26 protein-coding genes are annotated in these 22,287 nt (G+C 38.2%); 18 read left to right on the top strand and 8 right to left on the bottom strand.

From position 1 onward, the window contains the following. Nucleotides 1–5: 5 nt before the first annotated feature. Nucleotides 6–944, bottom strand: coding sequence for a PfkB family carbohydrate kinase (locus GSF09_RS02140; RefSeq protein ID WP_159799285.1), 939 nt, complete (start codon nt 942–944; stop codon nt 6–8). A gap of 175 nt (nt 945–1,119) precedes the next feature. On the opposite strand from GSF09_RS02140, the gene GSF09_RS02135 reads away from it, so the two are divergent. Then, complete coding sequence (locus GSF09_RS02135; protein ID WP_159799284.1) at nt 1,120–1,926, top strand: hypothetical protein; 807 nt, start codon at nt 1,120–1,122, stop codon at nt 1,924–1,926. A 25-nt stretch (nt 1,927–1,951) separates the two neighbouring features. Here the strand turns inward: GSF09_RS02135 and rnhA are convergent, their stop codons facing one another. Both rnhA and GSF09_RS02125 read right to left on the bottom strand, forming a co-directional pair. After that, on the bottom strand, nt 1,952–2,425 hold the full coding sequence (rnhA, locus tag GSF09_RS02130) for a ribonuclease HI (protein WP_159799283.1): 474 nt from the start codon (nt 2,423–2,425) through the stop codon (nt 1,952–1,954). Between the two features lies 1 nt (nt 2,426). Continuing rightward, nucleotides 2,427–2,999, bottom strand: a complete 573-nt coding sequence (locus GSF09_RS02125) for a phosphoribosylglycinamide formyltransferase (protein WP_159799282.1) — start codon at nt 2,997–2,999, stop codon at nt 2,427–2,429. Nucleotides 3,000–3,177: 178 nt separating this feature from the next. Here GSF09_RS02125 and GSF09_RS02120 point away from each other — a divergent pair, with 178 nt between their 5' ends. The 7 genes from GSF09_RS02120 to GSF09_RS02090 all read left to right on the top strand — a co-directional run bounded on the left by GSF09_RS02120 (nt 3,178) and on the right by GSF09_RS02090 (nt 8,963). Further along, entirely contained in the window at nt 3,178–3,414 is a 237-nt protein-coding gene (locus GSF09_RS02120) for an acyl carrier protein (RefSeq protein ID WP_019037482.1), read from the top strand. A 165-nt stretch (nt 3,415–3,579) separates the two neighbouring features. Further along, entirely contained in the window at nt 3,580–4,833 is a 1,254-nt protein-coding gene (gene fabF / locus GSF09_RS02115) for a beta-ketoacyl-ACP synthase II (RefSeq protein ID WP_159799281.1), read from the top strand. A 9-nt stretch (nt 4,834–4,842) separates the two neighbouring features. After that, on the top strand, nt 4,843–5,586 hold the full coding sequence (gene rnc / locus GSF09_RS02110; protein WP_159799280.1) for a ribonuclease III: 744 nt from the start codon (nt 4,843–4,845) through the stop codon (nt 5,584–5,586). A 112-nt stretch (nt 5,587–5,698) separates the two neighbouring features. Further along, the gene (locus tag GSF09_RS02105) at nt 5,699–6,184 is read left to right on the top strand and encodes an IPExxxVDY family protein (RefSeq protein ID WP_159799279.1); all 486 of its coding nucleotides are present in this window, start codon (nt 5,699–5,701) and stop codon (nt 6,182–6,184) included. A gap of 4 nt (nt 6,185–6,188) precedes the next feature. Further along, nucleotides 6,189–7,616, top strand: a complete 1,428-nt coding sequence (gene pyk / locus GSF09_RS02100) for a pyruvate kinase (protein WP_159799278.1) — start codon at nt 6,189–6,191, stop codon at nt 7,614–7,616. 67 nt (nt 7,617–7,683) lie between these two features. Beyond that, nucleotides 7,684–8,157 (top strand): DUF1572 family protein, encoded by a 474-nt coding sequence (locus GSF09_RS02095; RefSeq protein WP_159799277.1) that lies wholly within the window; start codon nt 7,684–7,686, stop codon nt 8,155–8,157. A 32-nt stretch (nt 8,158–8,189) separates the two neighbouring features. Then, a complete protein-coding gene (locus tag GSF09_RS02090; protein WP_159799276.1) occupies nt 8,190–8,963 on the top strand; it encodes a Bax inhibitor-1/YccA family protein in 774 nt (257 codons plus the stop codon). 329 nt (nt 8,964–9,292) lie between these two features. Here the strand turns inward: GSF09_RS02090 and GSF09_RS02085 are convergent, their stop codons facing one another. The 3 genes from GSF09_RS02085 to GSF09_RS02080 all read right to left on the bottom strand — a co-directional run bounded on the left by GSF09_RS02085 (nt 9,293) and on the right by GSF09_RS02080 (nt 11,504). Then, nucleotides 9,293–9,460 carry a hypothetical protein gene (locus GSF09_RS02085; protein ID WP_159799275.1) on the bottom strand — a complete coding sequence of 56 codons (168 nt, stop codon included), beginning with the start codon at nt 9,458–9,460 and terminating at the stop codon, nt 9,293–9,295. 65 nt (nt 9,461–9,525) lie between these two features. Continuing rightward, nucleotides 9,526–9,693, bottom strand: coding sequence for a hypothetical protein (locus tag GSF09_RS13725; RefSeq protein WP_201309315.1), 168 nt, complete (start codon nt 9,691–9,693; stop codon nt 9,526–9,528). Then, a complete protein-coding gene (locus tag GSF09_RS02080; RefSeq protein WP_159799274.1) occupies nt 9,690–11,504 on the bottom strand; it encodes a sodium-dependent transporter in 1,815 nt (604 codons plus the stop codon). The genes GSF09_RS13725 and GSF09_RS02080 overlap by 4 nt, the downstream gene beginning before the upstream one ends. Before the next feature lie 385 nt (nt 11,505–11,889). Here GSF09_RS02080 and GSF09_RS02075 point away from each other — a divergent pair, with 385 nt between their 5' ends. The 10 genes from GSF09_RS02075 to GSF09_RS02030 all read left to right on the top strand — a co-directional run bounded on the left by GSF09_RS02075 (nt 11,890) and on the right by GSF09_RS02030 (nt 21,170). Further along, complete coding sequence (locus GSF09_RS02075) at nt 11,890–13,047, top strand: homogentisate 1,2-dioxygenase (protein WP_159799273.1); 1,158 nt, start codon at nt 11,890–11,892, stop codon at nt 13,045–13,047. A 43-nt stretch (nt 13,048–13,090) separates the two neighbouring features. Beyond that, nucleotides 13,091–14,251, top strand: coding sequence for a 4-hydroxyphenylpyruvate dioxygenase (gene hppD / locus GSF09_RS02070; protein WP_159799272.1), 1,161 nt, complete (start codon nt 13,091–13,093; stop codon nt 14,249–14,251). Nucleotides 14,252–14,550: 299 nt separating this feature from the next. Continuing rightward, a complete protein-coding gene (locus GSF09_RS02065; RefSeq protein ID WP_159799271.1) occupies nt 14,551–15,315 on the top strand; it encodes a DUF3108 domain-containing protein in 765 nt (254 codons plus the stop codon). A gap of 19 nt (nt 15,316–15,334) precedes the next feature. Then, nucleotides 15,335–16,267, top strand: coding sequence for a tryptophan 2,3-dioxygenase family protein (locus GSF09_RS02060; protein ID WP_201309314.1), 933 nt, complete (start codon nt 15,335–15,337; stop codon nt 16,265–16,267). Between the two features lie 18 nt (nt 16,268–16,285). Next, complete coding sequence (locus GSF09_RS02055; RefSeq protein ID WP_159799270.1) at nt 16,286–17,515, top strand: peptidoglycan DD-metalloendopeptidase family protein; 1,230 nt, start codon at nt 16,286–16,288, stop codon at nt 17,513–17,515. Between the two features lie 3 nt (nt 17,516–17,518). Further along, a complete protein-coding gene (gene pgi / locus GSF09_RS02050; protein ID WP_159799269.1) occupies nt 17,519–19,162 on the top strand; it encodes a glucose-6-phosphate isomerase in 1,644 nt (547 codons plus the stop codon). Nucleotides 19,163–19,270: 108 nt separating this feature from the next. Next, entirely contained in the window at nt 19,271–19,711 is a 441-nt protein-coding gene (locus GSF09_RS02045; protein WP_159799268.1) for a hypothetical protein, read from the top strand. Nucleotides 19,712–19,853: 142 nt separating this feature from the next. Beyond that, nucleotides 19,854–20,210, top strand: coding sequence for a septal ring lytic transglycosylase RlpA family protein (locus GSF09_RS02040; RefSeq protein ID WP_236564838.1), 357 nt, complete (start codon nt 19,854–19,856; stop codon nt 20,208–20,210). 2 nt (nt 20,211–20,212) lie between these two features. Beyond that, on the top strand, nt 20,213–20,599 hold the full coding sequence (locus tag GSF09_RS02035) for a septal ring lytic transglycosylase RlpA family protein (protein WP_159799266.1): 387 nt from the start codon (nt 20,213–20,215) through the stop codon (nt 20,597–20,599). 7 nt (nt 20,600–20,606) lie between these two features. Beyond that, complete coding sequence (locus GSF09_RS02030) at nt 20,607–21,170, top strand: 5-formyltetrahydrofolate cyclo-ligase (protein WP_159799265.1); 564 nt, start codon at nt 20,607–20,609, stop codon at nt 21,168–21,170. On the opposite strand, the gene GSF09_RS02025 is transcribed toward GSF09_RS02030, so the two are convergent. Both GSF09_RS02025 and GSF09_RS02020 read right to left on the bottom strand, forming a co-directional pair. Beyond that, the gene (locus tag GSF09_RS02025; protein WP_159799264.1) at nt 21,167–21,772 is read right to left on the bottom strand and encodes a lipoprotein signal peptidase; all 606 of its coding nucleotides are present in this window, start codon (nt 21,770–21,772) and stop codon (nt 21,167–21,169) included. The two genes, GSF09_RS02030 and GSF09_RS02025, sit on opposite strands and share 4 nt — an antisense overlap. Before the next feature lie 131 nt (nt 21,773–21,903). Then, on the bottom strand, nt 21,904–22,284 hold the full coding sequence (locus tag GSF09_RS02020) for a TraR/DksA C4-type zinc finger protein (protein WP_159799263.1): 381 nt from the start codon (nt 22,282–22,284) through the stop codon (nt 21,904–21,906). Between the last annotated feature and the right edge of the window lie 3 nt (nt 22,285–22,287).

Raw genomic sequence — 22,287 nt, 5'->3', positions numbered from 1 at the left:
GTTATTTATTCTTCCGTATCTTCAAGTGATATGTCAAACTGGGTAAGCGCCCTAAATTGCTGAAGGCGTTGCAGTACCTCTTCCTTTTCAAGGTTTACCATCCGTTCCGTACCAAATTTTTCAACACAGAATGATGCCATGTTAGAACCGTAGATAATGGCATTTTTCATATTTTCAAAAGAAACATTTTCGCTTTGTGTAATATAACCGGCAAAACCTCCGGCAAAAGTATCACCCGCGCCTGTAGGGTCAAACACTTCCTCAAGCGGAAGCGCAGGTGCAAAAAATACATTCCTGCCATGGAAAAGCAAAGCACCATGCTCCCCTTTTTTAATAACTACATATTCAGGGCCCATTTGTTGTATTTTGGCAGCCGCCTTAACCAGGGAATATTCTCCTGAAAGCTGGCGTGCCTCCTCATCATTAATAGTTATTACATCTACCCTTTTAATAACTTCAAGAAGTTCCGGCAAGGCACAATCCATCCAAAAATTCATTGTGTCAAGCACTATAAGCTTAGGCTCTTCGGTTAACTGATCCAGCACACTGCTTTGAATAAGCGGGTGCAGGTTGCCTAAAAGCACTACATCAGCATTTTTATAATGTTCCGGTACTACAGGCTTAAAATCAGCCAGTACATTTAACTGGGTTTCCAGTGTATCACGGGAATTAAGGTCGTTATGATAACGCCCGCTCCAAAAAAATGTTTTACCACCCTTTACAATTTCAAGTCCTGTTGTATCAATGTCCCTGTCTTTTAATAAATCAATATACTCCTGCGGAAAATCTTCCCCCACTACAGATACTATAGCTTGCTTGAGCCTGAAAAATGAGGCAGAAAGGCCTATATATGTTCCTGCACCACCTAAAATTTTATCGGTTTTGCCAAAAGGTGTTTCAATGGCATCAAAAGCTACGGTACCTACAATAAGTAATTTGTTCATAAACAGGGTTTAATTTTAAAGGCGCAAAGATAGTGGATAAATTTCAAAGGGCAAATATTTCATCATGCCAGTAAAACCTTAAGACAGTCTTAAAAAATTACACTATGAACAATTTTTATTTTTATAAAAAATAAATTTTTTTCTAATTTTGGCCACTAACATAAATAAATCTAATATGAAAAAAATTATGTCCCTGGTTGCTGTTTTATGCACCTTTTTATCTTTTGGTCAAAATTTTCCCGGTGAAAAAGTTGATTTGCTTACCAATAAACAAGTAAAAGTTAAACCGGTAAAAGAAAGTTCAAGGCAATATGGTTATGAAGGCTTTTATAAAGACGAGGATTTGAAAAAAGTATATGAGAAGAAAAAAGGCTATAATTCAGATTACGATGCTTTAGTTGATAAAGTGTTTACTGTTGTTTCGTTTGAGCCCTATGATAAATATGGCACTCAAAAATTTAAAATAAAACTTGAAAACAGCGAAACTGGTACTTTGTATTATGATTATAATCCAAAATTCAGCAGCATGTTTCCTTTTGAAGTTATTGGAGGATTAGATTATCCCGAAAACTTTTTTTGTGACAGGATTACTGAAACAGAAACTAATGATGAAAGCACAAGAAGATATGAATTTCCATATGCTGATGGCATCCGCCTTATTAAAAGTGTAAGCGAATTTACATTTATATTTGCTATTATTAATGTTCCGAATAAAAACAAAGAAGTAGAAGGAGCAATAAGAAGAGGTGTGGTTATAGAATTTGACAACGGTGAAAAAATAGTAATGTCAGATGAAAAACTGAAACATGCTCCTAACGGAGCCGGAGGCACTGTTTATACTGGAATTATAGGGCTTAGAGATGAAAAAGATTTAAAATTGCTACAGGAAAGACAGATAGTAAAAGTTAAGCTGGACAAGTTTGAAAGGGATTACACCGAAGGTTTTACCTTAAGGGAATATGCAAAATGCTTTCTTAAATAATATCAAACCGGCTCAGGCCGGTTTTTTATTTCCCTGATTCATGTTCATAAACAGCATCTATGTTAAGCTTAGGCTGGGTTGATGCCATTACTGCAAGTTCGTCACACCGTTCATTTTGCGGATGTTGGTTATGTCCCTTTATCCATTTAAAATCAACTTTGTGCCTGCGGTAAACCTTTAAAAAACGCATCCAGAGGTCGGCGTTTTTTTTATCTTTAAAATTTTTCTTCTCCCAGCCAAAAATCCATCCTTTGGTAACGGCATCCACAACATATTTGGAATCAGAAACCACTAAAACCGTGGTTTGCGGATTTTTTAGTTTTTCAAGCCCTACGATAACAGCCAAAAGTTCCATCCTGTTGTTTGTAGTAAGCCTGAAGCCCTCATAAAATTCCTTTCGGTAGCCTGTACCCACCTGTTCCAATATAACGCCATACCCTCCGGGGCCAGGGTTACCTTTGGCTGCACCATCAGTATATATGTGGACTGTGTGCGCCATGTTAATCTGATTTATTGCTTAAAAGCCGCTCAATTATTACAGGAAAATATTCGTGCTCAAGTTGCAGCACCTTTAGTGCCACTTCTTCAGGTGAAATACATTCATCAACAGCTACAGTCTGCTGAAAAATTATATTCCCCTCATCATAATTATCATTTACATAATGTATGGTAATGCCGCTTTCTTTTTCTTTATTATTATATACTGCCGCATGCACATTCATGCCATACATACCTTTGCCACCATATTTAGGTAAAAGTGCAGGGTGTATATTAATTACTCTATCGGGATATTCTTTTATAATATCACCAGGAAATTTCCATAAAAAACCTGCAAGTACAATAATATCCGGGGTTGTGTTTTTTACTTTTTTTAAAAGTGTGCCGTTTGCCATATCTTCCCAGTTAAAAACAATTACAGGTACATTATATGCTTCCGATTTTTGTATTACACCCGCTTTGGCATTGTTAGTAAAAACTGCGCTTACATTATACCCTTCCCTGCCTTTAAAATAGTGCATTATGCGCTCTGCATTAGAGCCGTTTCCGGAAGCAAAAAGTATAACGTTTTTCATTTTTTGTAAAAAGTTTCCCTGTGCAAAAAAAAGAATAATATTCTTTAAAATAACAGGCTTTTGGGTTATTTATAAAATTAATTTTTTATTTTAGTACTCACATTTTTTTGGTAAAACGCGGTTTTAAAATAAAGTTTTTTATTTTTGCCGTTCAATTTAAATTCTAAAATTAAAGATTATGTCAGACATTGCATCAAGAGTAAAAGCGATTATCGTAGACAAATTAGGTGTTGACGAAAACGAAGTTGTAACAGAAGCAAGCTTCACGAATGATTTGGGAGCTGATTCATTAGACACTGTTGAGCTTATCATGGAATTTGAAAAAGAATTCGATATACAGATTCCGGACGATCAGGCTGAAAACATCTCTACTGTTGGTCAGGCTATTTCTTATATAGAAGAAGCAAAAAAATAATAAATATTTAGCATCCATGTACCTTAATACATGGATGTTATTATTTATTGGCTTTTACAATTAAGATCATTTATAAAAATATTAAATGCCCATGTTTCTTTAACATTAACCAAAGTAGAGATGCATGGGTATTGTTCTATAAACTGAAACTATAAAATTGACTTTATGAAATTAAGGAGAGTTGTAGTAACCGGATTAGGCGCGCTAACCCCTATTGGGAATAACGTTGAAGAGTACTGGAACGGGCTCATAAACGGCGTGAGTGGTGCCGCCCCGATTACTTATTTTGATACGACTAACTTCAAAACAAAATTTGCCTGCGAAGTAAAAAATTTCAATGTTGAAGATTTTATAGACAGAAAAGAGGCAAGGAAAATGGACCGTTATGCCCAGTATGCCCTTGTCTCAACCGATGAGGCAGTAAAAGATGCCAAATTTGATTTTGACAAACTGGACAAAGACAGGGTTGGCGTTATTTGGGGCTCAGGAATTGGCGGACTTGAAACATTTCAGGAAGAGGTAATAAACTTTGCCAACGGCAACGGCACGCCAAAATTTAACCCGTTTTTTATACCAAAAATGATAGCCGATATAGCCGGTGGCCATATCTCTATAAAATATGGTTTCCGCGGGCCTAACTTTACTACGGTATCGGCATGCGCCTCTTCTACAAATGCACTTATTGATGCTTTTAACTACATTCGCCTTGGCCATGCAGATGTTATGGTAACAGGTGGCAGCGAGGCAGCAGTAACTATTGCCGGTATGGGAGGGTTTAATGCCATGCATGCCCTTTCTACACGAAATGATGATCCTAAAACTGCATCGCGACCAATGGATAAAGATCGCGAAGGCTTTGTGCTTGGCGAAGGTGCAGGCGCATTAATACTGGAAGAGTATGAACATGCCATAGCGCGTGGTGCAACCATATACTGCGAAATTGGCGGTGGCGGTATGAGTGCCGACGCCCACCACATTACAGCACCCCACCCAGAAGGGCTGGGCGCTAAAAATGTTATGCTTAACTGTTTAAGGGATGCAGGCTTACAGCCCGAAGATGTTGACGGTGTCAATATGCACGGTACATCTACCCCTTTGGGCGATATAGCAGAATCTAAAGCTATAACCGAGGTTTTTGGAGAGCATGCTTACAAGCTTAACCTTAACTCTACAAAATCTATGACGGGGCACCTGCTTGGTGCTGCCGGGGCTATAGAAGCCATAGCTTCCATACTTTCAATAAAACATGGTATTGTACCGCCAACTATCAATCACTTTACTGATGATGAGAACATAGACCCTAAGCTGAACTTTACTTTTAATAAAGCACAGAAAAGGGATATGAAAGTTGTAATGAGCAATACATTCGGGTTTGGCGGACACAATGCATGCGTATTGGTCAAAAAATTCGAAATGTAATTCCAGCGCATGGGTATAATAAAAAAAATATTCACAACATCCCGTCGCCCTCAGGAAGACGGGATTTTTTTTGATGCAATAAAAAAAATACTGGGCTTTAATCCAATAAACCTTGACCATTACCGCAGGGCATTTACCCACCGCTCATCTAATAAAACAGATGAAAAAGGAAACCCGCTTAATTATGAAAGGCTGGAATTTTTAGGCGACGCTATGCTGGGCTCGGTAATAGCAGCACATTTATTTAATGAAGTCCCTACGGGAGATGAAGGCTACTTAACCAAAATGCGCTCTAAAATTGTAAGCCGGGAACATTTAAATGAACTGGGCAGGGACCTCAACCTTATAAGTTGGGTAGAAAGCAAAGTTTCGGCGCAGCATTTTGGCGAAAACATCCATGGAAATTTGTTCGAAGCCTTTATTGGCGCAATATACCTTGACAGGGGCTACCCCTACTGCGAAAAATTTATTTATAAAAAAGTAATTGTACCCTATGTTGACATCCCGAAGCTGGAAGGAAAGGTTATAAGCTACAAAAGCCTGGTGATTGAATGGTGCCAAAAAGAAAAAAAATCTTTTTATTATGAGCTTTATGAGGATAATGGCACCGAAGGGCAAAAACATTTTGGCGTTAAGCTGAAAATAGATGGCAGGATAGTGGCAAAAGCAAGGGCAACATCTAAAAAGAAAGCCGAAGAAAAAGCCTCGCAAAGGGCATATTTCGCATTTCAGGAAAAAATTAACAAAAAATAAACTAATATCATAGATTACTAAAACGTTTTCGTGATTAATTTATCATAAACTTAATTTTAACGCTGCTTTTTGTAATTTATAAGTAGTATATTTACGGCTTATTTGGAAACGAATGGCTGTTCACAAATTACAGATCGATGATTTTGTAACGGTTGATTATGAATTAATTGCCATACATTCTTCTTTAGAAGATTACAGGCTGGCTTATTTTATTAACCGGTCATTACAAATACTGCTGGAAAAAAGCCCTAAAGACATTGGTATAAAAACCCGTGAAGGGGAAAGCTGTTTTACCCGTTTTTTTTATGAAGACCCTGAAAGCGATACTGCCTGGAACCTGATACAGAACAGAAACAGTATTGATGGCCGGCAGGAAAACGAATCTTCCTTATTTGGGAGCAAAGGAATTAACATAGCCGCCAATATATATTTGGTGCCCGAGCTGAAAAAGGTGGATTATATACTAAAAGTAGAAAATACACCTTCTTTTTTTGCGTTAGAACAAACGGTAAACAGCCTGCTGGCAGTAAAACAAATTACAACAGCTTATAAAATAGATCACAGCAAACTAAAATCAAAAAACAATTTAATTTTTTAATAGAATGCCAACAAGTAAAAAAACTAAAATTGTAGCCACATTAGGCCCTGCATGCAGCACCCGCGAAGTTATTAAAGACATGATAGATGCGGGGGTAAATGTATTCAGGATCAATTTCTCGCACGCTGATTATACCGATGTTAAGGAGCGTATAAATATTATCAGGAGCCTTAATGATGAATTTGGCTACAACACTTCTATATTAGCCGACCTTCAGGGGCCTAAACTTCGTGTTGGGGTAATGAAAGAAGATGTAGTGGTTGCCCCGGGCGACATGATTACCTTTACCACTGCCGAAGATATTCCCGGTACTGCAGAGAAGGTATATATGAACTATAAAGAGTTTCCCAATGATGTAAATGCAGGCGAAAGGATTTTGCTTGATGACGGGAAACTTATATTTGAAGTCCTTGAAACAAACAGGAGAGATGAAGTTAAAGCAATGGTTATACAGGGCGGGCCTTTAAAATCTAAAAAAGGGGTTAACCTGCCTAATACTAAAGTATCATTGCCTGCACTAACCCAAAAGGACATTAAAGATGCCATTTTTGCAATTAAGGAAGAGGTTGACTGGATTGCACTTTCTTTTGTAAGGACACCTAAAGACCTTCAGGAACTACAGGATTTGATATCGGAACATTCTGACCATAAAATTCCGATTGTTGCAAAAATTGAAAAACCCGAAGCGGTTGAAAATATTGATAAGATAGTTGCATTTTGCGACGGGCTTATGGTAGCACGCGGTGACCTGGGTGTGGAAGTTCCTGCACAGGAGGTGCCGCTTATCCAGAAAAAACTGGTTAACCGTGCTAAAACCGCACGCATACCGGTAATTATTGCAACCCAAATGATGGAAACAATGATTACAAGCCTTACCCCTACAAGGGCAGAGGTTAATGATGTGGCCAACTCGGTTATGGACGGTGCCGATGCCGTAATGCTTTCAGGCGAAACATCTGTAGGTAACTACCCGGTACAGGTTATACAGAAAATGACGCAGATTATTGAGTCTGTAGAAGATTCACCGTTAATTACCGTACCACAAAACGTTCCGCAGGTGCGCACCAAGCGCTTTATAACAAAATCAATATGTTACCACGCGGCTCAAATGGCCAATGTAATTAAGGCCAAAGCCATCTCCACACTTACTAACAGTGGTTATACTGCCTTCCAGATTTCTGCGTGGAGGCCGCAGGCACATATACTTGTATTTACATCAAACAAAAAGATACTTACCCAGCTAAGCCTGCTTTGGGGAGTAAACGCCTTTTATTATGATAAGTTTTTAAGCACGGATGAAACTGTTGAGGAAGTAAACCTAATAGCAAAGGAAAAAGGCTATGTGGAAAAAGGCGACATGCTGATTAACCTCGCGGCCATGCCGGTAGTTGAAAAAGGGATGGTGAATACACTCAGGGTATCTGAAATTTAATAAAAAATTAAACTCCCACATAAGTGGGAGTTTTTTTATAATATTGTAGTATTAAATTGTAATAACTATGCTGCAGGCACACCAAATGGCGGGCAGGCTTCGCGAAATAATACTTAATGGGGTTTGGGTTGCCAATACCAATTATAAAAAGGAATTGCTTGGCCTTCCGGTGGAAATAGCAACATCTAAAACAGGCTCTTTAAATACAATTTCGGTATTGGCACAGCATATACATTATTATATTGCCGGTATATTAAATGTATTTAAAGGTGGTGGGCTGGAAATAAAAGATAAATACAGTTTTGATTTTCCCGCTATAAATACCCAGCAGGAATGGGATAAAATACTTACCGTATTTTTTGCAGATGCTGATGAGCTTGCCGGTTTGATTGAGCAACTGCCGGAACAAAAACTGGATGATGTGTTTGTGGATGAAAAATATGGTACTTACCGCCGCAATATAGACTGTATGATTGAACACAGTTATTATCATTTAGGACAGATAGTGCTATTGAAAAAATTACTTCAAAATAAAAATTGATAAAATAAACTTAGCTTTATAAATAACTGATTATGGAATTAAAATCTAAAAACCCGTTTTTAAAAAATAAATCATTTGCGCAAACAGCAACCGTTTATGATACTGACGGCCGCCCGGTAGAAATTATTGACTACAATAATACCATGACCGTTAACGGGGCTGTAAATAAAAGTTTCATATTGCTTTTATTGCTAATTGCAAGTGCTGCAGTAACCTGGACAATGGCTTACAGTGGCTCTAACCCAATGCCCTTGGCAATAGGTGGTGCTATAGGCGGATTTATAGTTGTTTTAATAGCCAGTTTCAGGCCTCAGTCTTCCCAATTCCTGGCTCCGCTTTATGCCGTGCTTGAGGGTCTTTTCATTGGTGGAATTTCGGCTTATTTCGAAGCTTATTACCCCGGAATTGTAATTCAGGCGGTAGGCGCAACTTTCGTAACATTTTTTGTATGTTTCCTTTTATACAGATTTAAAATTGTACAGGTAAACCAGCAATTCAGGTCGGTTGTAATAGCTGCAACCCTTGCAATAGGAACATATTACCTAATATCATGGCTTCTTGCTATGTTTACCAGTTTTGAGCCTGTACATTACGGCAACTCACTAATGAGTATTGGAATAAGTGTGTTTGTAATTATTATTGCCGCCTTAAACCTTTTCCTTGATTTTGATATGATTGAAGAAGGTGCTAAAAGAAATCTTCCTAAATATATGGAATGGTTTGGTGCAATGGGGCTTATCATTACCCTTGTATGGCTTTATGTAGAATTTTTAAGGCTGTTATCCAAGCTTTCAAGCAGAGATTAAAATTTAATAAGTAATAATAATTACTAATAAAAGCCTATCCAACATGATAGGCTTTTATTAGTAATTATTATTAACAGCCAATTAGTAGATAGCTAAATAGTATAAGAAGATTAATGAAACTACAAGAGTTGTAAGTATTGAAAACAATGACAGCCAATTTGTTATACTTATTTTCTTTTTTTGTTTTTGAATTAGATCAAATGGTTGGCTTCTAATACATGCTTCAAATCTGCTTTTTTCCATTAATCTGTAATTAATGTAAATAAGAAACCATAAATTGGCGATAGGGATTAAAATTGTCCATCGAGAAATATTTTGTTGAAATTGCGCTAATGCAAAAAAGCACCTATTAAAAGATTATTATAACTTGAAAGATTATCGTGTATTCTATCAAAATATTTCAATATATCTTTCACACCATCTTCTTCTATCTTTTTCCACCTATTATCAATTTCAATCATCTCTTTTTCTTCCTCATCTAAATCATAGTTATCCATAATTAAGAATCTACATTAATATCCCAAAAAAGCAGCTATTTCGCTGCCTTTTATGTTTAATAAGCTTATTGATTTGTCTGATCAGGTTGCCTGTCCACCTCATCATCATTTTCAGAATATGAGTCTGGTTCCTCCTTGGGTTTTGTTGTTAATACCCTGAAGAAAAAATATAATGTTATAATTATTACAAGCCCCTGGGCTGTAACCATTGTAATTATTGCTTCTGTTTTCATGAGTGTATCCTCCCTTCTTTTCTTCTTTTGTTATAAGCGGCATAAACCATTATACAAATAAACAGGAATAATGCCGTAAGCAGCAGCCTGCCTATAGTTTTATAAAAAACATTGTTGGTGAATTCGCCTTCCGCTATTTTATCTTTGGGCTTTATAACATCACCCTTTTTTACAGTAACATCCTGCCCTGCACCAAAGGCATAGGTTTTATAGTCGGTAAAAGTTACCGTATTAACTTTATCAGTATTTTTATCAAACACCTTTTTTTCATTTTCAAAGGCGAGTTTTACAAACCCTATAGCTACAGAATCTACCACACCTGTCTTAGTTCCGGTAGCTTCAAAATTTTCGGCATAGTAGGCATCCGCAAACCATTCTTTATTATTGGTGTCATCATTACTAATTTTAGCAACCATATCAGGGATACTTGCAAAAAGTACCCAGCCTAAAAGCAGTGGTGTAATGGTTGCCATTACATATTTAAAAAATACAGGTATTTTAATATCAGCACCCATATTAATTTCATTCCATCCTTTGTTAATACCAAATATCCAGGCGAAAAGAACGGTTTCCAAAAATGCAAAAACCACAAGGCTTACAGTCCCTGCCCAATAGTCATATTCATCAAAAACGCCCTGGTTAAAAAAGAAAACGGTTGGCAGGCCCATTATAAGTGCAATAAGCCCGAAAGACCATGCCCCTTTTTTTCCGCTCCAGTTAAACTCATCGCGCATAAAGCCCATCCACGGTGTTCCCATAGCCAGGGAAGATGTAATACCGGCAAAAAACAGCAACCCGAACCAAAAGATACCGGCAAAAACGGAAAGTACATCGCCCCATTGCTGGAAAAGGTAAGGCATTGTTTGGAAAGCCATACCAAAACCTGCATTTTGCAGTACCCAGTCAAGCCCAAGGTATCCTGCTGCTATAGGTATTACTATAAGGCTGCCCAACACTACCTCAACAAACTCGTTCATAAAACCTGCCGATACAGAGTTAAGGGCAATATCGTCTTTAGATTTAAGGTAGGCGGCATAACAGTGTATAGTACCCATACCAACAGACAGGGTAAAGAATATTTGCCCTGCTGCAGCAAGCCATACCTTTGGATTGGTTAACGAATCATACTGCGGAGTCCATAAAAAGTTAAGGCCGTCCCATGCATTGGCTGCAGGAAAAAGGTCTGACGCGCCACTGGTTCCTAAAGTAAGCCCCCTAATGGCGAGTATTGCACCAAATAATATAAGCAACGGCATCCCTATTTTAGCTACCTTCTCAATTCCGCCAAGCCCTTTGGATAGTATATATGTATTTAACAACAGGCAAAGCAGGTAAAAAATAACTGCCTCATAAGGGATTCCTGTTGTGGAATGTGCCACATCTACATAGGTATTAAAAAAACCGGCAACCTGTGCCTGGTCCATACCTGTAAAAGTACCTTTAATGGAATGCACCACATAAGACATGGTCCATGACTCTATATAACAATAGTAGGACGCAACTGCAATATTGGTAAAAATACCAAATACACCTATATACTTCCACACCCTTCCTTTTGCCATGGTATCCAATATATAGGGCGTACTGTGGTTGCCATAGCGCCCACCGAAACGGCCTGTTGACCATTCTATAAAAAGCAGAGGAAGCCCCATTACTACAAAACAAACCAGATATGGGATTATAAATGCGCCACCCCCATTTTGCACTGCCTGAACCGGAAACCTTAAAAAGTTACCCAGTCCTACGGCATTACCGGCCATGGCAAGAATTAAACCTACGCGCGAACCCCAGGATTCTGCTTTTGCTGACATAAAGGAAGTTTTTGGTTAATTAACTCCAAAGATAGAAAAACAAACAGAAAAACAAATAAAAGCAAAAGTTTAGCGCCTTAAAAATGAATTTCCGTAAAGGATTTTAACTAAAAAAATGTGTTTTAAATAATTGAGCCGTTTATATAAATTTTGCATGGCAATAAATTATAAACCATATAAGACTTATTTTTTAAATCATATATTGCCAAATATTAAATTTTACATAGAAAATAAGGATGAAAATTTAATTTTTCCGATATTTGTTACATGAATATGCAATGGCAGGACTTATTAAGTTACCTTAAATTCCTCATCAAGCGAAATCCTGAATGAGCCCACATGGCTATACATGGTATTTAACTTGTTTAACTTATAAATTTCAATTATGCCTATATATCACAAGCTGGGAAAGTTCCCGCAAAAAAGACATACACAGTTTGAAAAGCCAAACGGCGGCATTTATTATGAGCAGCTTTTTGGCACCGAGGGGTTTCATGGCCACTCCTCATTGCTGTACCAAGTGCACAGGCCAACACAGGTAAAGGAAATTTTAAAATCCTATTCGGTTGCGCCTGAAATTGCCATTGATAAGAATATAAAATCATTACTGCTAAAAGGTTTTGAAATACAACCCAAAGACGACTTTTTAGAAAGCCGTACTGACCTCCTGGTAAATAACGATTGCATTATAGGGCTTGCTGCACCAAGAAAATCGCTTCGTGAGTATTTTTATAAAAACGCAGATGCAGATGAAATGATTTTTATCCATAAAGGCAGCGGAACACTGCGCACCTTTATGGGCAACATACCGTTTGAGTATGGTGATTACCTCATCATTCCACGCGGCATGATTTACCAGATAGATTTTGACACAGAGGATAACCGGTTGTTCTATACAGAATCGATTGCTCCTATATACACGCCAAAACGTTATAAAAATGCCAGTGGGCAGTTACTGGAACATTCGCCATTTTGCGAACGCGATTTTAAATTACCGCAAGAGCTGGAAACCTATGACGAAAAAGGCGACTTTATAATTAAAATTAAAAAAGAAGGCATGATGCACGATGTTGTGTATGCCACACATCCGTTTGATGTAGTAGGATGGGACGGCTATAATTATCCGTACGCGTTCAGCATCCATAATTTCGAGCCGATAACAGGCCGGGTACACCTGCCACCGCCTATACACCAAACATTTGAAACTACTTCGTTTGTAGTATGTTCATTCTGCCCAAGGCTGTACGATTATCACCCGAAATCTATCCCGGCACCTTATAACCATAGCAATATAGACAGTGATGAAGTATTATACTATGTAGATGGCGACTTTATGAGCCGTAATAATATTGAGCAGGGGCATATAACCCTGCACCCTAAAGGAATACCACACGGGCCTGCGCCGGGAGCTACAGAGCGCAGCATTGGCCAGACAGAAACGCACGAACTTGCAGTAATGGTAGATACTTTCCGCCCGCTTAAGGTAACTAAGGCTGCAATGGGCATAGATGACGGCAAATATTATAAAAGCTGGGTAGAGTAATAACACACAACTATAACCAAAAGGTTATTAAAAATAATATACAATGAGCAAAGAAATAAAAAGTGTTGAATACGGTTTAGAAAAAATATTTGAAGGAGCACAGGACTTCCTTCCGCTTTTAGGAACCGACTATGTAGAATTTTATGTGGGCAATGCCAAACAGGCAGCCCATTATTATAAAACAGCGTTTGGCTTTCAGTCACACGCCTATGCAGGGCTTGAAACCGGTGTAAAAGACCGTGCCAGCTATGTGCTTGTACAGGACAAAATACGCCTGGTACTTACAACACCTTTAACAGCCGAATCTCCGTTAAACGAACATATTGTAAAACATGGCGATGGTGTTAAGGTTGTAGCGCTTTGGGTAGAAGATGCCCGCAAATCGTTTGAAGAAACTGTTGCACGTGGCGCAAAACCTTACATGGAACCTACTGTTGAAAAAGATGAATTTGGTGAGGTAGTGCGTGCAGGTATATATACCTATGGTGAAACCGTACACATGTTTGTAGAACGTAAAAACTACAACGGGCCATTTCTGCCGGGCTATAAAGAATGGAAATCTGACTATAACCCTGCACCGGTAGGCCTAAAATATGTTGACCACATGGTGGGCAATGTAGGCTGGAATGAAATGAATACCTGGGTAAAGTGGTATGAAGATGTAATGGGCTTTGTAAACTTTCTTTCGTTTGATGATAAACAAATCCACACCGAATACTCAGCACTTATGAGTAAGGTAATGAGTAACGGTAACGGGCGCATTAAATTCCCGATTAATGAACCGGCTGAAGGTAAAAAAAGGTCGCAGATTGAAGAATATCTTGATTTTTACGGAGGTGCCGGTGTGCAGCATATCGCAGTTGCTACCGATGATATTATTAAAACAGTATCTGATATGAAAGCGCGCGGCGTAGAATTTCTTTCCAAACCGCCTCATGCTTATTATCAGGAAGTGCCGGCACGCCTTGGCGAGCATATGGGTATTATGAAAGAGGATATTGCCATACTGGAAAGCCTTGGCATTATGGTTGACGCGGATGAAGAAGGATACCTGCTACAGATTTTTACCAAGCCCGTGGAGGACAGGCCTACGCTTTTTTATGAAATAATCCAGCGAATGGGTGCACGTGGTTTTGGAGCAGGTAACTTTAAAGCACTGTTTGAGAGCATTGAGCGCGAACAGGAATTGAGAGGAACTTTATAATTAAATATATTTTTTACACATAATGTAATTTTAAGCTTTGTTAATAATAGTTTTTTGAGGATTATGTGTTAAAGTAGAATTTTAACAATCAAATCTTTAAATTATAAATACCTTTGCACTCGCAAAAAAGGAGATGGATTACACATTACGTTTTTTGCAAAAGTTTTTTCATAATTTATAGTTTTTTGGTTGGTTAATAGCATAAAAACCCGGTCATTAATTTTGACTGGGTTTTTTTGTTTATTATTTTTGGAACAGAAATTGCATTTTACCGTTGTATAACACCAAAAACAAGTTTTATGAGAAGATTAATGGCAATTATTTTGCTGTTTACAGCGTGCAGTGCATTTTCGCAGGACGCTTTCAGCACGGGTGAATATTTTAAATTCAGGATACATTACGGAATTGTAAATGCGGGGTATGCTACACTTGAGGTAAAAGACGCCGTAAAAAATGGTAAAAGAGTGCACCATGTAGTGGGCAAAGGCTATACTACAGGGATGACAAAATTCTTTTTTAAGGTAGAAGACCTTTATGAAAGCTATTTTGACAAAGCCTCGGTTAAGCCTTACCAGTTTGTCAGGAAAATTAACGAGGGTGGTTACACCAAAAACCAGGAAGGCTTTTTTAACCGCAGCAATAATACAGTTACGGTTAATGATTATAAAAAAAATACCAAAAAAACATTTACCGTACCGGGAGATGTGCAGGATATAGTATCAACCTTTTATTATTTAAGGAACCACCCCAAGGTAGATAAGCTTGAAGTGGGCGAATCTATAAACGTGGATATGTTTTTTGATGATGAAGTAACTAAATTTAAACTTAAGTTTATAGGCAGGGAAAACCTTAAAACAAAATTTGGCACTATGCGTGCAATGATATTCAGGCCTTATGTACAGGCAGGGCGCGTGTTTAAAGAAGAAGAAAGCCTTACCGTTTGGATATCTGATGATGAAAATAAAATACCCCTGCGGATAAAAGCCAGCCTTGCTGTAGGATCTTTAAAAGCTGACCTTGATGAGTATAAAGGGCTAAGCCATCCGCTAAACAAAATAAATTAAGCAGCAAACACAAACAAACATGGAAATAACCCAGCCCATTATGGATAAGCTCGATCAACTGGACGAGAAATTCAGGGATATAGACCAAAAAACCGAAACACATCTTGAAGGCCTTTTATGGTCTAAACCAATAACATACTGGGATTATATAAATACCGATGCATTACTGAACCTGCAGATACAACGCACCACACTGCCCGATGAAATGGTGTTTATAATGTATCACCAAGTTAATGAGCTTTTGTTTAAAATGGTACTTTGGGAAGTTGAGCAGCTTTGCCATACCGAAGCCCCTTCAACCGATTTCTTTACAGAAAAGTTAAGGCGAATAAGCCGTTACTTTGATATGCTAACCTCATCATTCACCATTATGGGAGAGGGTATGGAGGTGGAGCAATATTTAAAATTCCGCAATACGCTCACCCCGGCCAGTGGTTTTCAAAGTGCGCAATACCGCCTTATTGAATTTGCCAGTACCGACCTTATAAACCTTATAGATTACCGTTACAGGACTACTATAGACAGGAACACACCCTATGAACATGCTTTAGAGCACTTGTACTGGCAGGCTGCCGGGAAAGATTATCATACCGGTAAAAAAACTTACCTTATACAGCAGTTCGAAAAAAAATATAAACAGGAGTTTTTGCGTTATATGGAGGAATATAACACAATTAACATCTGGAGGAAATTTCTTCAGCTGCCTGATGAGAGCAGAAATAACAAGAAACTTGTGGATGCTATGCGGCATTATGATTACACCGTTAATGTAACATGGGTAATGGGCCATTATAATACCGCCAAAAAGTATATTGAAAGCTCAATGGGTCCCCAGGAAGCCACAGGAGGCAGCGACTGGAAGAAATACATGCACCCTAAATACCAGCGTAGGATATTTTTCCCGGAATTATGGACGGATGAGGAGCTGCGCAACTGGGGAGAAAATGTATAACTGAATAAAAAGCCGAAATTGAGATATATCACATTCATACTACTATTATTAACATTATTTGCCTGTAATAAAGACGAGGAAAAAGAAAGTACAGCCCCTGTAGCTAAAAAGGAAAAAGTAATTAAGGAGTTTGGCTTTGTACTGAATAATTTTAAGGTTGTAAATGACACTATAAAAAGCGGAGACACTTTTGGCGGTATTTTGCAAAGCCAGGGTTTTGATGTTACCCAGGTTCATAATATTACCCAGGCTATTCGCGACAGTTTTAATCTTAGGGATATCCGCATAGGCAAACCCTATACCCTTCTTAAAAACAAACAGCACCCTGACAGCCTTCAGGTATTTATATATCAGCCTGACAGGCTAAGTTATTATGTGGTAGATTTACGTGACTCTATTGCCAGGGCATATAAAAAAACACGTCCTATAACCATAAAACGCAGGACAATTGCTGCCGAAATTGATGGCTCGCTTGCGGAAACCATAAACAAAGCCGGCGCCAGCCCTGCCCTTACCCATGAACTTTCAGAAATTTATGCCTGGTCTATCGACTTCTTTAAACTGCAAAAAGGTGATAAATTTGCCGTTACTATAAACGAGCGTTTTATAAGCGATAGTATATATGGCGGACTGGAGAGTATTGAAGCCGCCTACTTTGAAACCAAGGGAGATAAAAAATATGCTTTCCCTTTTAAACAGGACGAAAATTCAAAGCGGTTTGACTATTATGACGAGGAAGGAAAAGTGCTTAAAAGCATGTTCCTTAAAGCCCCGCTTAAATTCAGCCGTATAAGCTCAAGGTTTTCACCAAGGCGTTTCCACCCGGTGCAAAAACGCTGGAAGGCGCATAACGGTACTGATTATGCAGCACCAACAGGTACCCCTATAATGACAACCGCCAATGGGGTTGTTGAACGCGCAGGTTATACCGCAGGTAATGGCAACTATGTAAAAGTAAAGCACAACAGTACCTACTCTACCCAATACCTTCACATGTCAAAAATAAAGGTACGCACGGGGCAGCGCGTGCAACAGGGCGATGTAATAGGGCTTGTGGGGAGTACCGGGCTTGCCACAGGGCCGCATGTATGTTACCGTTTTTGGAAAAACGGCGTGCAGGTTGACGCGTTAAAACAAAAACTGCCAAGCTCGCAGCCTATGGAGTCAAAATATAAACCGAGGTTTATGGCACAAATGGCACCTCTTAAAAAAGAACTGGACAGCATCTCTAACATCACATTTAAATAAACTATGGCACTCGAAAACATTAACCCCTCCGGTACTGCCGCCTGGCAGGATTTAAGGGAGCATTTTAACGAAATGCAATATGCTTCCATGCAGGATATGTTTGCTGCCGATAATGGCAGGACAGAAAAATTCCACATCAGGTGGAATAATTTTTTAGTTGACTACTCTAAAAACATTGTAAACCAAAAAACATTAAACCTGTTACAGGACCTGGCTAAAGAAGTTAACCTGGCAGGTGCAATAGATAGTTATTTTAAAGGCGAAACTATAAACCGCACAGAAAACAGGGCCGTTTTACACACTGCTTTGAGAGCGCCTGAAAATTCAGACATTAAGGTTGACGGACAAAATGTAATGCCGGAAGTATATGCTGTTAAAAACAAAATTAAACAGTTTACAGATGAAGTTATAAATGGTGAACGAAAAGGTTATACCGGAAAACCGTTTACCCATGTGGTTAACATTGGTATAGGTGGTTCTGACCTTGGGCCAAATATGGTAGTGGAAGCACTGGCTTACTACAGCAATCACCTGGAAGTGCGTTTTATATCCAATGTTGATGGCGACCATGTAATGGAGAGCCTTAAGGGCTTAAATCCTGAAACCACTTTATTTGTAATCGTTTCCAAAACATTTACCACACAGGAAACCTTATCTAACGCAGAAACTGCAAAGGAATGGTTTCTTAAATCAGCTTCCCCAGAAGATGTTTCCAGGCACTTTGTTGCGGTTTCTACCAACATACAAAAAGTAACAGGCTTTGGCATTAATGAAAATAACATATTCCCTATGTGGGACTGGGTTGGGGGGCGTTTTTCCCTATGGAGCGCCGTTGGCCTTTCCATAGCTCTTTCAGTTGGGTTTGATAATTTTGATAAATTACTGAACGGTGCACATGAAATGGACGAACATTTCCGCACAGCACCGCATGATAAAAATATACCTATTGTACTTGCACTGCTTAGCATATGGTACAATAACTTTTTTGGCGCAGAAAGCGAAGCGCTTATTCCTTACACACAGTACCTTCAAAAACTGGCTCCGTATCTTCAGCAGGGAATAATGGAAAGTAACGGTAAAAGCGTAGGCCGTGATGGAAACCCGGTAAATTACCAGACAGGTACTATTATTTGGGGCGAGCCGGGAACTAATTCGCAACATGCGTTTTTCCAATTGATACATCAGGGAACCAAACTTATACCAACAGATTTTATTGGCTTTATAAAGCCGTTATATGGCAACCAGGACCACCATGATAAATTAATGTCTAACTTTTTTGCACAAACAGAAGCACTGCTGAACGGAAAAACAGAAGAACAGGTTAAGGCCGAGTTTGAAAAACAAGGAGTTTCTTCGGAAAAAGCTTCGTTCCTGCTGCCGTTTAAAGTGTTTAGGGGTAACAAACCAACTAACACATTGCTGATTGATAAACTAACCCCTGAAACCCTTGGGGCACTGATAGCATTGTATGAGCATAAAATTTTTGTTCAGGGTGTAATCTGGAATATTTTCAGTTATGACCAGTGGGGCGTAGAGCTTGGAAAACAACTGGCTAACTCCATATTAGATGAAATACATACCGGAAATATAAAACAACACGATAGTTCTACCCAATTTCTTTTAAAACAGTTTTTAAGCAAAAGGTAAAATAATATATATCCATTTAATGCCCCGTCCATACAGGCCGGGGTATTTTTTTGCCTTATCATAAATCGTTATTTGTTATATTTGTTCAAATCAAAAACAAACTATCCTATGTACACATCAGTTCTTGACGTTCACTCTTATATTGCCTATGCAGCATTAGGCCTGCTTTTAATTGCTATTTTAAATTCATTTGCCGGGCTTGCTGCTAAGCGGCCTTTCCTTAAAAAAGACAGGCAGATAGCTTTAATTGCGCTTACATTTACACATATACAGTTCCTTTTAGGTATTGTTTTATTATTTGTTACGCCAAAACTGGATGCAGCTAAAGCTTTGGGAATGGGCGGGCTTATGAAAAACGCAGAATTAAGGCAGCTAATAGTAGAGCATCCTGTTATTAATTTAATAGCTGTTGTTTTAATAACCATAGGATGGTCTAAGCACAAAAGGACTGCAGAAGATGCTTCAAAATTTAAAAAAATAGGCTGGCTATATTTAATAGGGTTAATTTTATTATTAAGCAGGATACCTTGGAACCAATGGATTGGCTAATTTGCTGGCACATTATTTGATGCTATGCAACAAAATTTTTCCGGTCATGAGAAAATACATTTTACTATTCAGCATTGCTACCACCTTATTTATAACATCCGGTTTTACAGAAAGAAAACCTTTAGTTGCAGGTAAAATAGCTATGCCTGCGGCAAAAGTTATTACTGAAAGCCTGCCTGCCGAGCCTAAGCTAACGCTATACAAACAAAATGTACTGGCTACCTACTATGCAGATAAATTCAATGGGAGAAAAACCAGTAGCGGCGAACGGTTTCATAACTCTAAATATACGGCAGCACACATGAAACTGCCTTTTGGAACCATGGTGCGTGTAACCAATGAGTCTAACGGGAAATTTGTTGATGTTAAAGTGAATGACAGAGGGCCTTTTAGTAAAAAACTTGAGATAGACCTTACCAAAAAGGCTTTTATGGAAATTGCTTCCAGCAAAAACCATGGCACATTTAAGGTTAAGATAGAAATTATTGAGAAAGTATAATAATGGATAAACGCATTGCATTTTTATTATTTATTTCAGTATTTTTTATAAGCTGCTCTTCTTCAAAAAAAGTTGTTTCGGGTTCTTTTTCTTCCTATGACAACAAAGCTGTGGCATGTTACTATGCCAATAAATTCAATGGCCGTAAAACAGCCAGCGGAGAAAGGTTTAGCAACAGTAAATATACAGCCGCCCACAAAAAGCTCCCTTTCGGCACTAAAGTAAGGGTTACCAATAAAGCAAATAATAAATCGGTAATAGTTACCATAAACGACCGCGGCCCTTTTACCCGTGGGCGTGATATAGACCTTACCAAAAAAGCCTTTATGGAAATTACCGACAATAAAAACCATGGCACATTAAATGTTGTGCTGGAGGTGTCAAAGTAATTTCTATATGACAAAAGCTGAACTACGAATAAAATATAAAACATTAAGGCAGGGCTTTTCTAATGAAGAAATAGAAAGCAAGAGCATGGCAATAGCCAACAGGATGCTTGAGCTTAAAATTTGGGATAAAACTTATTACCACTTATTTCTTAGTATTGTTGACCAAAAAGAAATTAATACCGAATATGTTTTACACATACTGGCAGGAAAGGATAAAGAAATTATAATATCCCGGTCTGATTTTAAGGATTATACAATGCGCCATTACCTGCTTACAGATAATACACGGCTGAAAAATAATAAATACGGGATACCGGAACCAATTGATGGTATTGAAGTGCCTGTAAAAAAAATCGAGGTTGTTTTTGTACCGGTACTTGCTTTTGATACTAAAGGTAACCGCACCGGCTACGGCAAAGGCTTTTACGACCGTTTTCTGGCTGAATGTACTAAAGACACACTAAAAGTAGGATTAAGCTTTTTTGAGGCTGAAAATGACCCAATAGAGGTTAATGCTACAGATATGCCCTTGGACTATTGTGTAACTCCCGAGAAAATTTATACTTTTTAATTTTTAGCGAAAGCCTTTTTATTAAAAACAATAAGTATTGCCACCCCTATTGATATTGCAGCATCTGCTACATTAAAAATTGCATTAAAAAAAGAAAATTCCTTACCGCCCCATACCGGCAGCCAGGAAGGAAGATTCCCCCTCCATAACGGGAAATAAAACATATCTACCACTTTCCCGTAAAACAGTTTCCCGTAAGGTTCTTCTGCAAATAGTGTTGCTACGTGTGAGGTAGTACTTTGGTCGAATATAACACCATAAAACACCGAATCAATAATATTCCCAAATGCTCCGGCAAGTATTAGTGCTACCGATACAATAAGATAATTAGAATATTTTTTCTTAACAGAGTCATGCAGCCAATAGGCTATACCTGCCACTGCCACAATTCGAAATAATGTAAGTATCAGCTTTCCATAGGAACCGGGTATTTGCGCTCCCCATGCCATGCCCTCATTTTCTATAAAATGTATCCTGAACCAGTCCAGCCCAAAAACCTTTATATATTCTTCAAGCCTGAAGTTTGTTTTAATATATATCTTGGAAATTTGATCTGCCAGCAATACCAGGATTACAATAATATAGGCTTTCTTTAAAGACATTATAAATTTTTATCGACAAAAATAAGGCAAATACATTAAACCAATTCTATTTTGGTAAAAAATTAGGCTTTATCATTCCCAATGTACTCTGATATCCAACAAAAATAAAAGCCACCATATGGTGGCTTTTATTATCGCTGCATATTTTTAGCTTCGATACTCATAGTAGCATGCGGTACAAGCTTAAGCCTTTCCTTGCTTATAAGTTTTCCTGTTACCTTACAAATACCGTAAGTTTTATTTTCAATCCTTATCAATGCATTTTTAAGGTCTCGTATAAACTTTTCCTGGCGGATGGCTAATTGCGAGTTTGCTTCTTTAGACATTGTTTCGCTTCCTTCTTCAAACGCCTTAAATGTAGGTGATGTATCATCCGTTCCATTATTAAGGTCATTCATATAAGCGCTCCTTATCAATTCTAAGTCAGCTTTGGCTTTTTCAATTTTTTTTGTAATCAGTTCCTTAAACTCTGCAAGGTCAGCATCAGAGTATCTTATTTGCTCATCTACCATTTT

The organism is Flavobacterium sp. MK4S-17 (assembly GCF_009848495.1).
Classification (GTDB): domain Bacteria; phylum Bacteroidota; class Bacteroidia; order Flavobacteriales; family Flavobacteriaceae; genus Flavobacterium.
This window is presented reverse-complemented; position numbering and strand designations above follow the sequence as displayed.

Bases quoted from the DNA above. Each gene is read 5' to 3' on its own strand.
- rnhA (WP_159799283.1), bottom strand. From the start codon at position 2,425: ATGGCGCACACAGTCCACATATATACTGATGGTGCAGCCAAAGGTAAC.
- GSF09_RS02140 (WP_159799285.1), bottom strand. From the start codon at position 944: ATGAACAAATTACTTATTGTAGGTACCGTAGCTTTTGATGCCATTGAA.
- GSF09_RS02065 (WP_159799271.1), top strand. From the start codon at position 14,551: ATGAGAAGATTAATGGCAATTATTTTGCTGTTTACAGCGTGCAGTGCA.
- GSF09_RS02085 (WP_159799275.1), bottom strand. From the start codon at position 9,460: ATGGATAACTATGATTTAGATGAGGAAGAAAAAGAGATGATTGAAATT.
- GSF09_RS02030 (WP_159799265.1), top strand. From the start codon at position 20,607: ATGACAAAAGCTGAACTACGAATAAAATATAAAACATTAAGGCAGGGC.
- GSF09_RS02120 (WP_019037482.1), top strand. From the start codon at position 3,178: ATGTCAGACATTGCATCAAGAGTAAAAGCGATTATCGTAGACAAATTA.
- GSF09_RS02105 (WP_159799279.1), top strand. From the start codon at position 5,699: ATGGCTGTTCACAAATTACAGATCGATGATTTTGTAACGGTTGATTAT.
- GSF09_RS02035 (WP_159799266.1), top strand. From the start codon at position 20,213: ATGGATAAACGCATTGCATTTTTATTATTTATTTCAGTATTTTTTATA.
- GSF09_RS02095 (WP_159799277.1), top strand. From the start codon at position 7,684: ATGCTGCAGGCACACCAAATGGCGGGCAGGCTTCGCGAAATAATACTT.
- GSF09_RS02080 (WP_159799274.1), bottom strand. From the start codon at position 11,504: ATGTCAGCAAAAGCAGAATCCTGGGGTTCGCGCGTAGGTTTAATTCTT.
- GSF09_RS02090 (WP_159799276.1), top strand. From the start codon at position 8,190: ATGGAATTAAAATCTAAAAACCCGTTTTTAAAAAATAAATCATTTGCG.
- GSF09_RS02135 (WP_159799284.1), top strand. From the start codon at position 1,120: ATGAAAAAAATTATGTCCCTGGTTGCTGTTTTATGCACCTTTTTATCT.
- GSF09_RS02075 (WP_159799273.1), top strand. From the start codon at position 11,890: ATGCCTATATATCACAAGCTGGGAAAGTTCCCGCAAAAAAGACATACA.
- GSF09_RS02060 (WP_201309314.1), top strand. From the start codon at position 15,335: ATGGAAATAACCCAGCCCATTATGGATAAGCTCGATCAACTGGACGAG.
- GSF09_RS02040 (WP_236564838.1), top strand. From the start codon at position 19,854: ATGCCTGCGGCAAAAGTTATTACTGAAAGCCTGCCTGCCGAGCCTAAG.
- pgi (WP_159799269.1), top strand. From the start codon at position 17,519: ATGGCACTCGAAAACATTAACCCCTCCGGTACTGCCGCCTGGCAGGAT.
- rnc (WP_159799280.1), top strand. From the start codon at position 4,843: ATGGGTATAATAAAAAAAATATTCACAACATCCCGTCGCCCTCAGGAA.
- GSF09_RS02045 (WP_159799268.1), top strand. From the start codon at position 19,271: ATGTACACATCAGTTCTTGACGTTCACTCTTATATTGCCTATGCAGCA.
- GSF09_RS02020 (WP_159799263.1), bottom strand. From the start codon at position 22,284: ATGGTAGATGAGCAAATAAGATACTCTGATGCTGACCTTGCAGAGTTT.
- pyk (WP_159799278.1), top strand. From the start codon at position 6,189: ATGCCAACAAGTAAAAAAACTAAAATTGTAGCCACATTAGGCCCTGCA.
- fabF (WP_159799281.1), top strand. From the start codon at position 3,580: ATGAAATTAAGGAGAGTTGTAGTAACCGGATTAGGCGCGCTAACCCCT.
- GSF09_RS02025 (WP_159799264.1), bottom strand. From the start codon at position 21,772: ATGTCTTTAAAGAAAGCCTATATTATTGTAATCCTGGTATTGCTGGCA.
- hppD (WP_159799272.1), top strand. From the start codon at position 13,091: ATGAGCAAAGAAATAAAAAGTGTTGAATACGGTTTAGAAAAAATATTT.
- GSF09_RS13725 (WP_201309315.1), bottom strand. From the start codon at position 9,693: ATGAAAACAGAAGCAATAATTACAATGGTTACAGCCCAGGGGCTTGTA.
- GSF09_RS02125 (WP_159799282.1), bottom strand. From the start codon at position 2,999: ATGAAAAACGTTATACTTTTTGCTTCCGGAAACGGCTCTAATGCAGAG.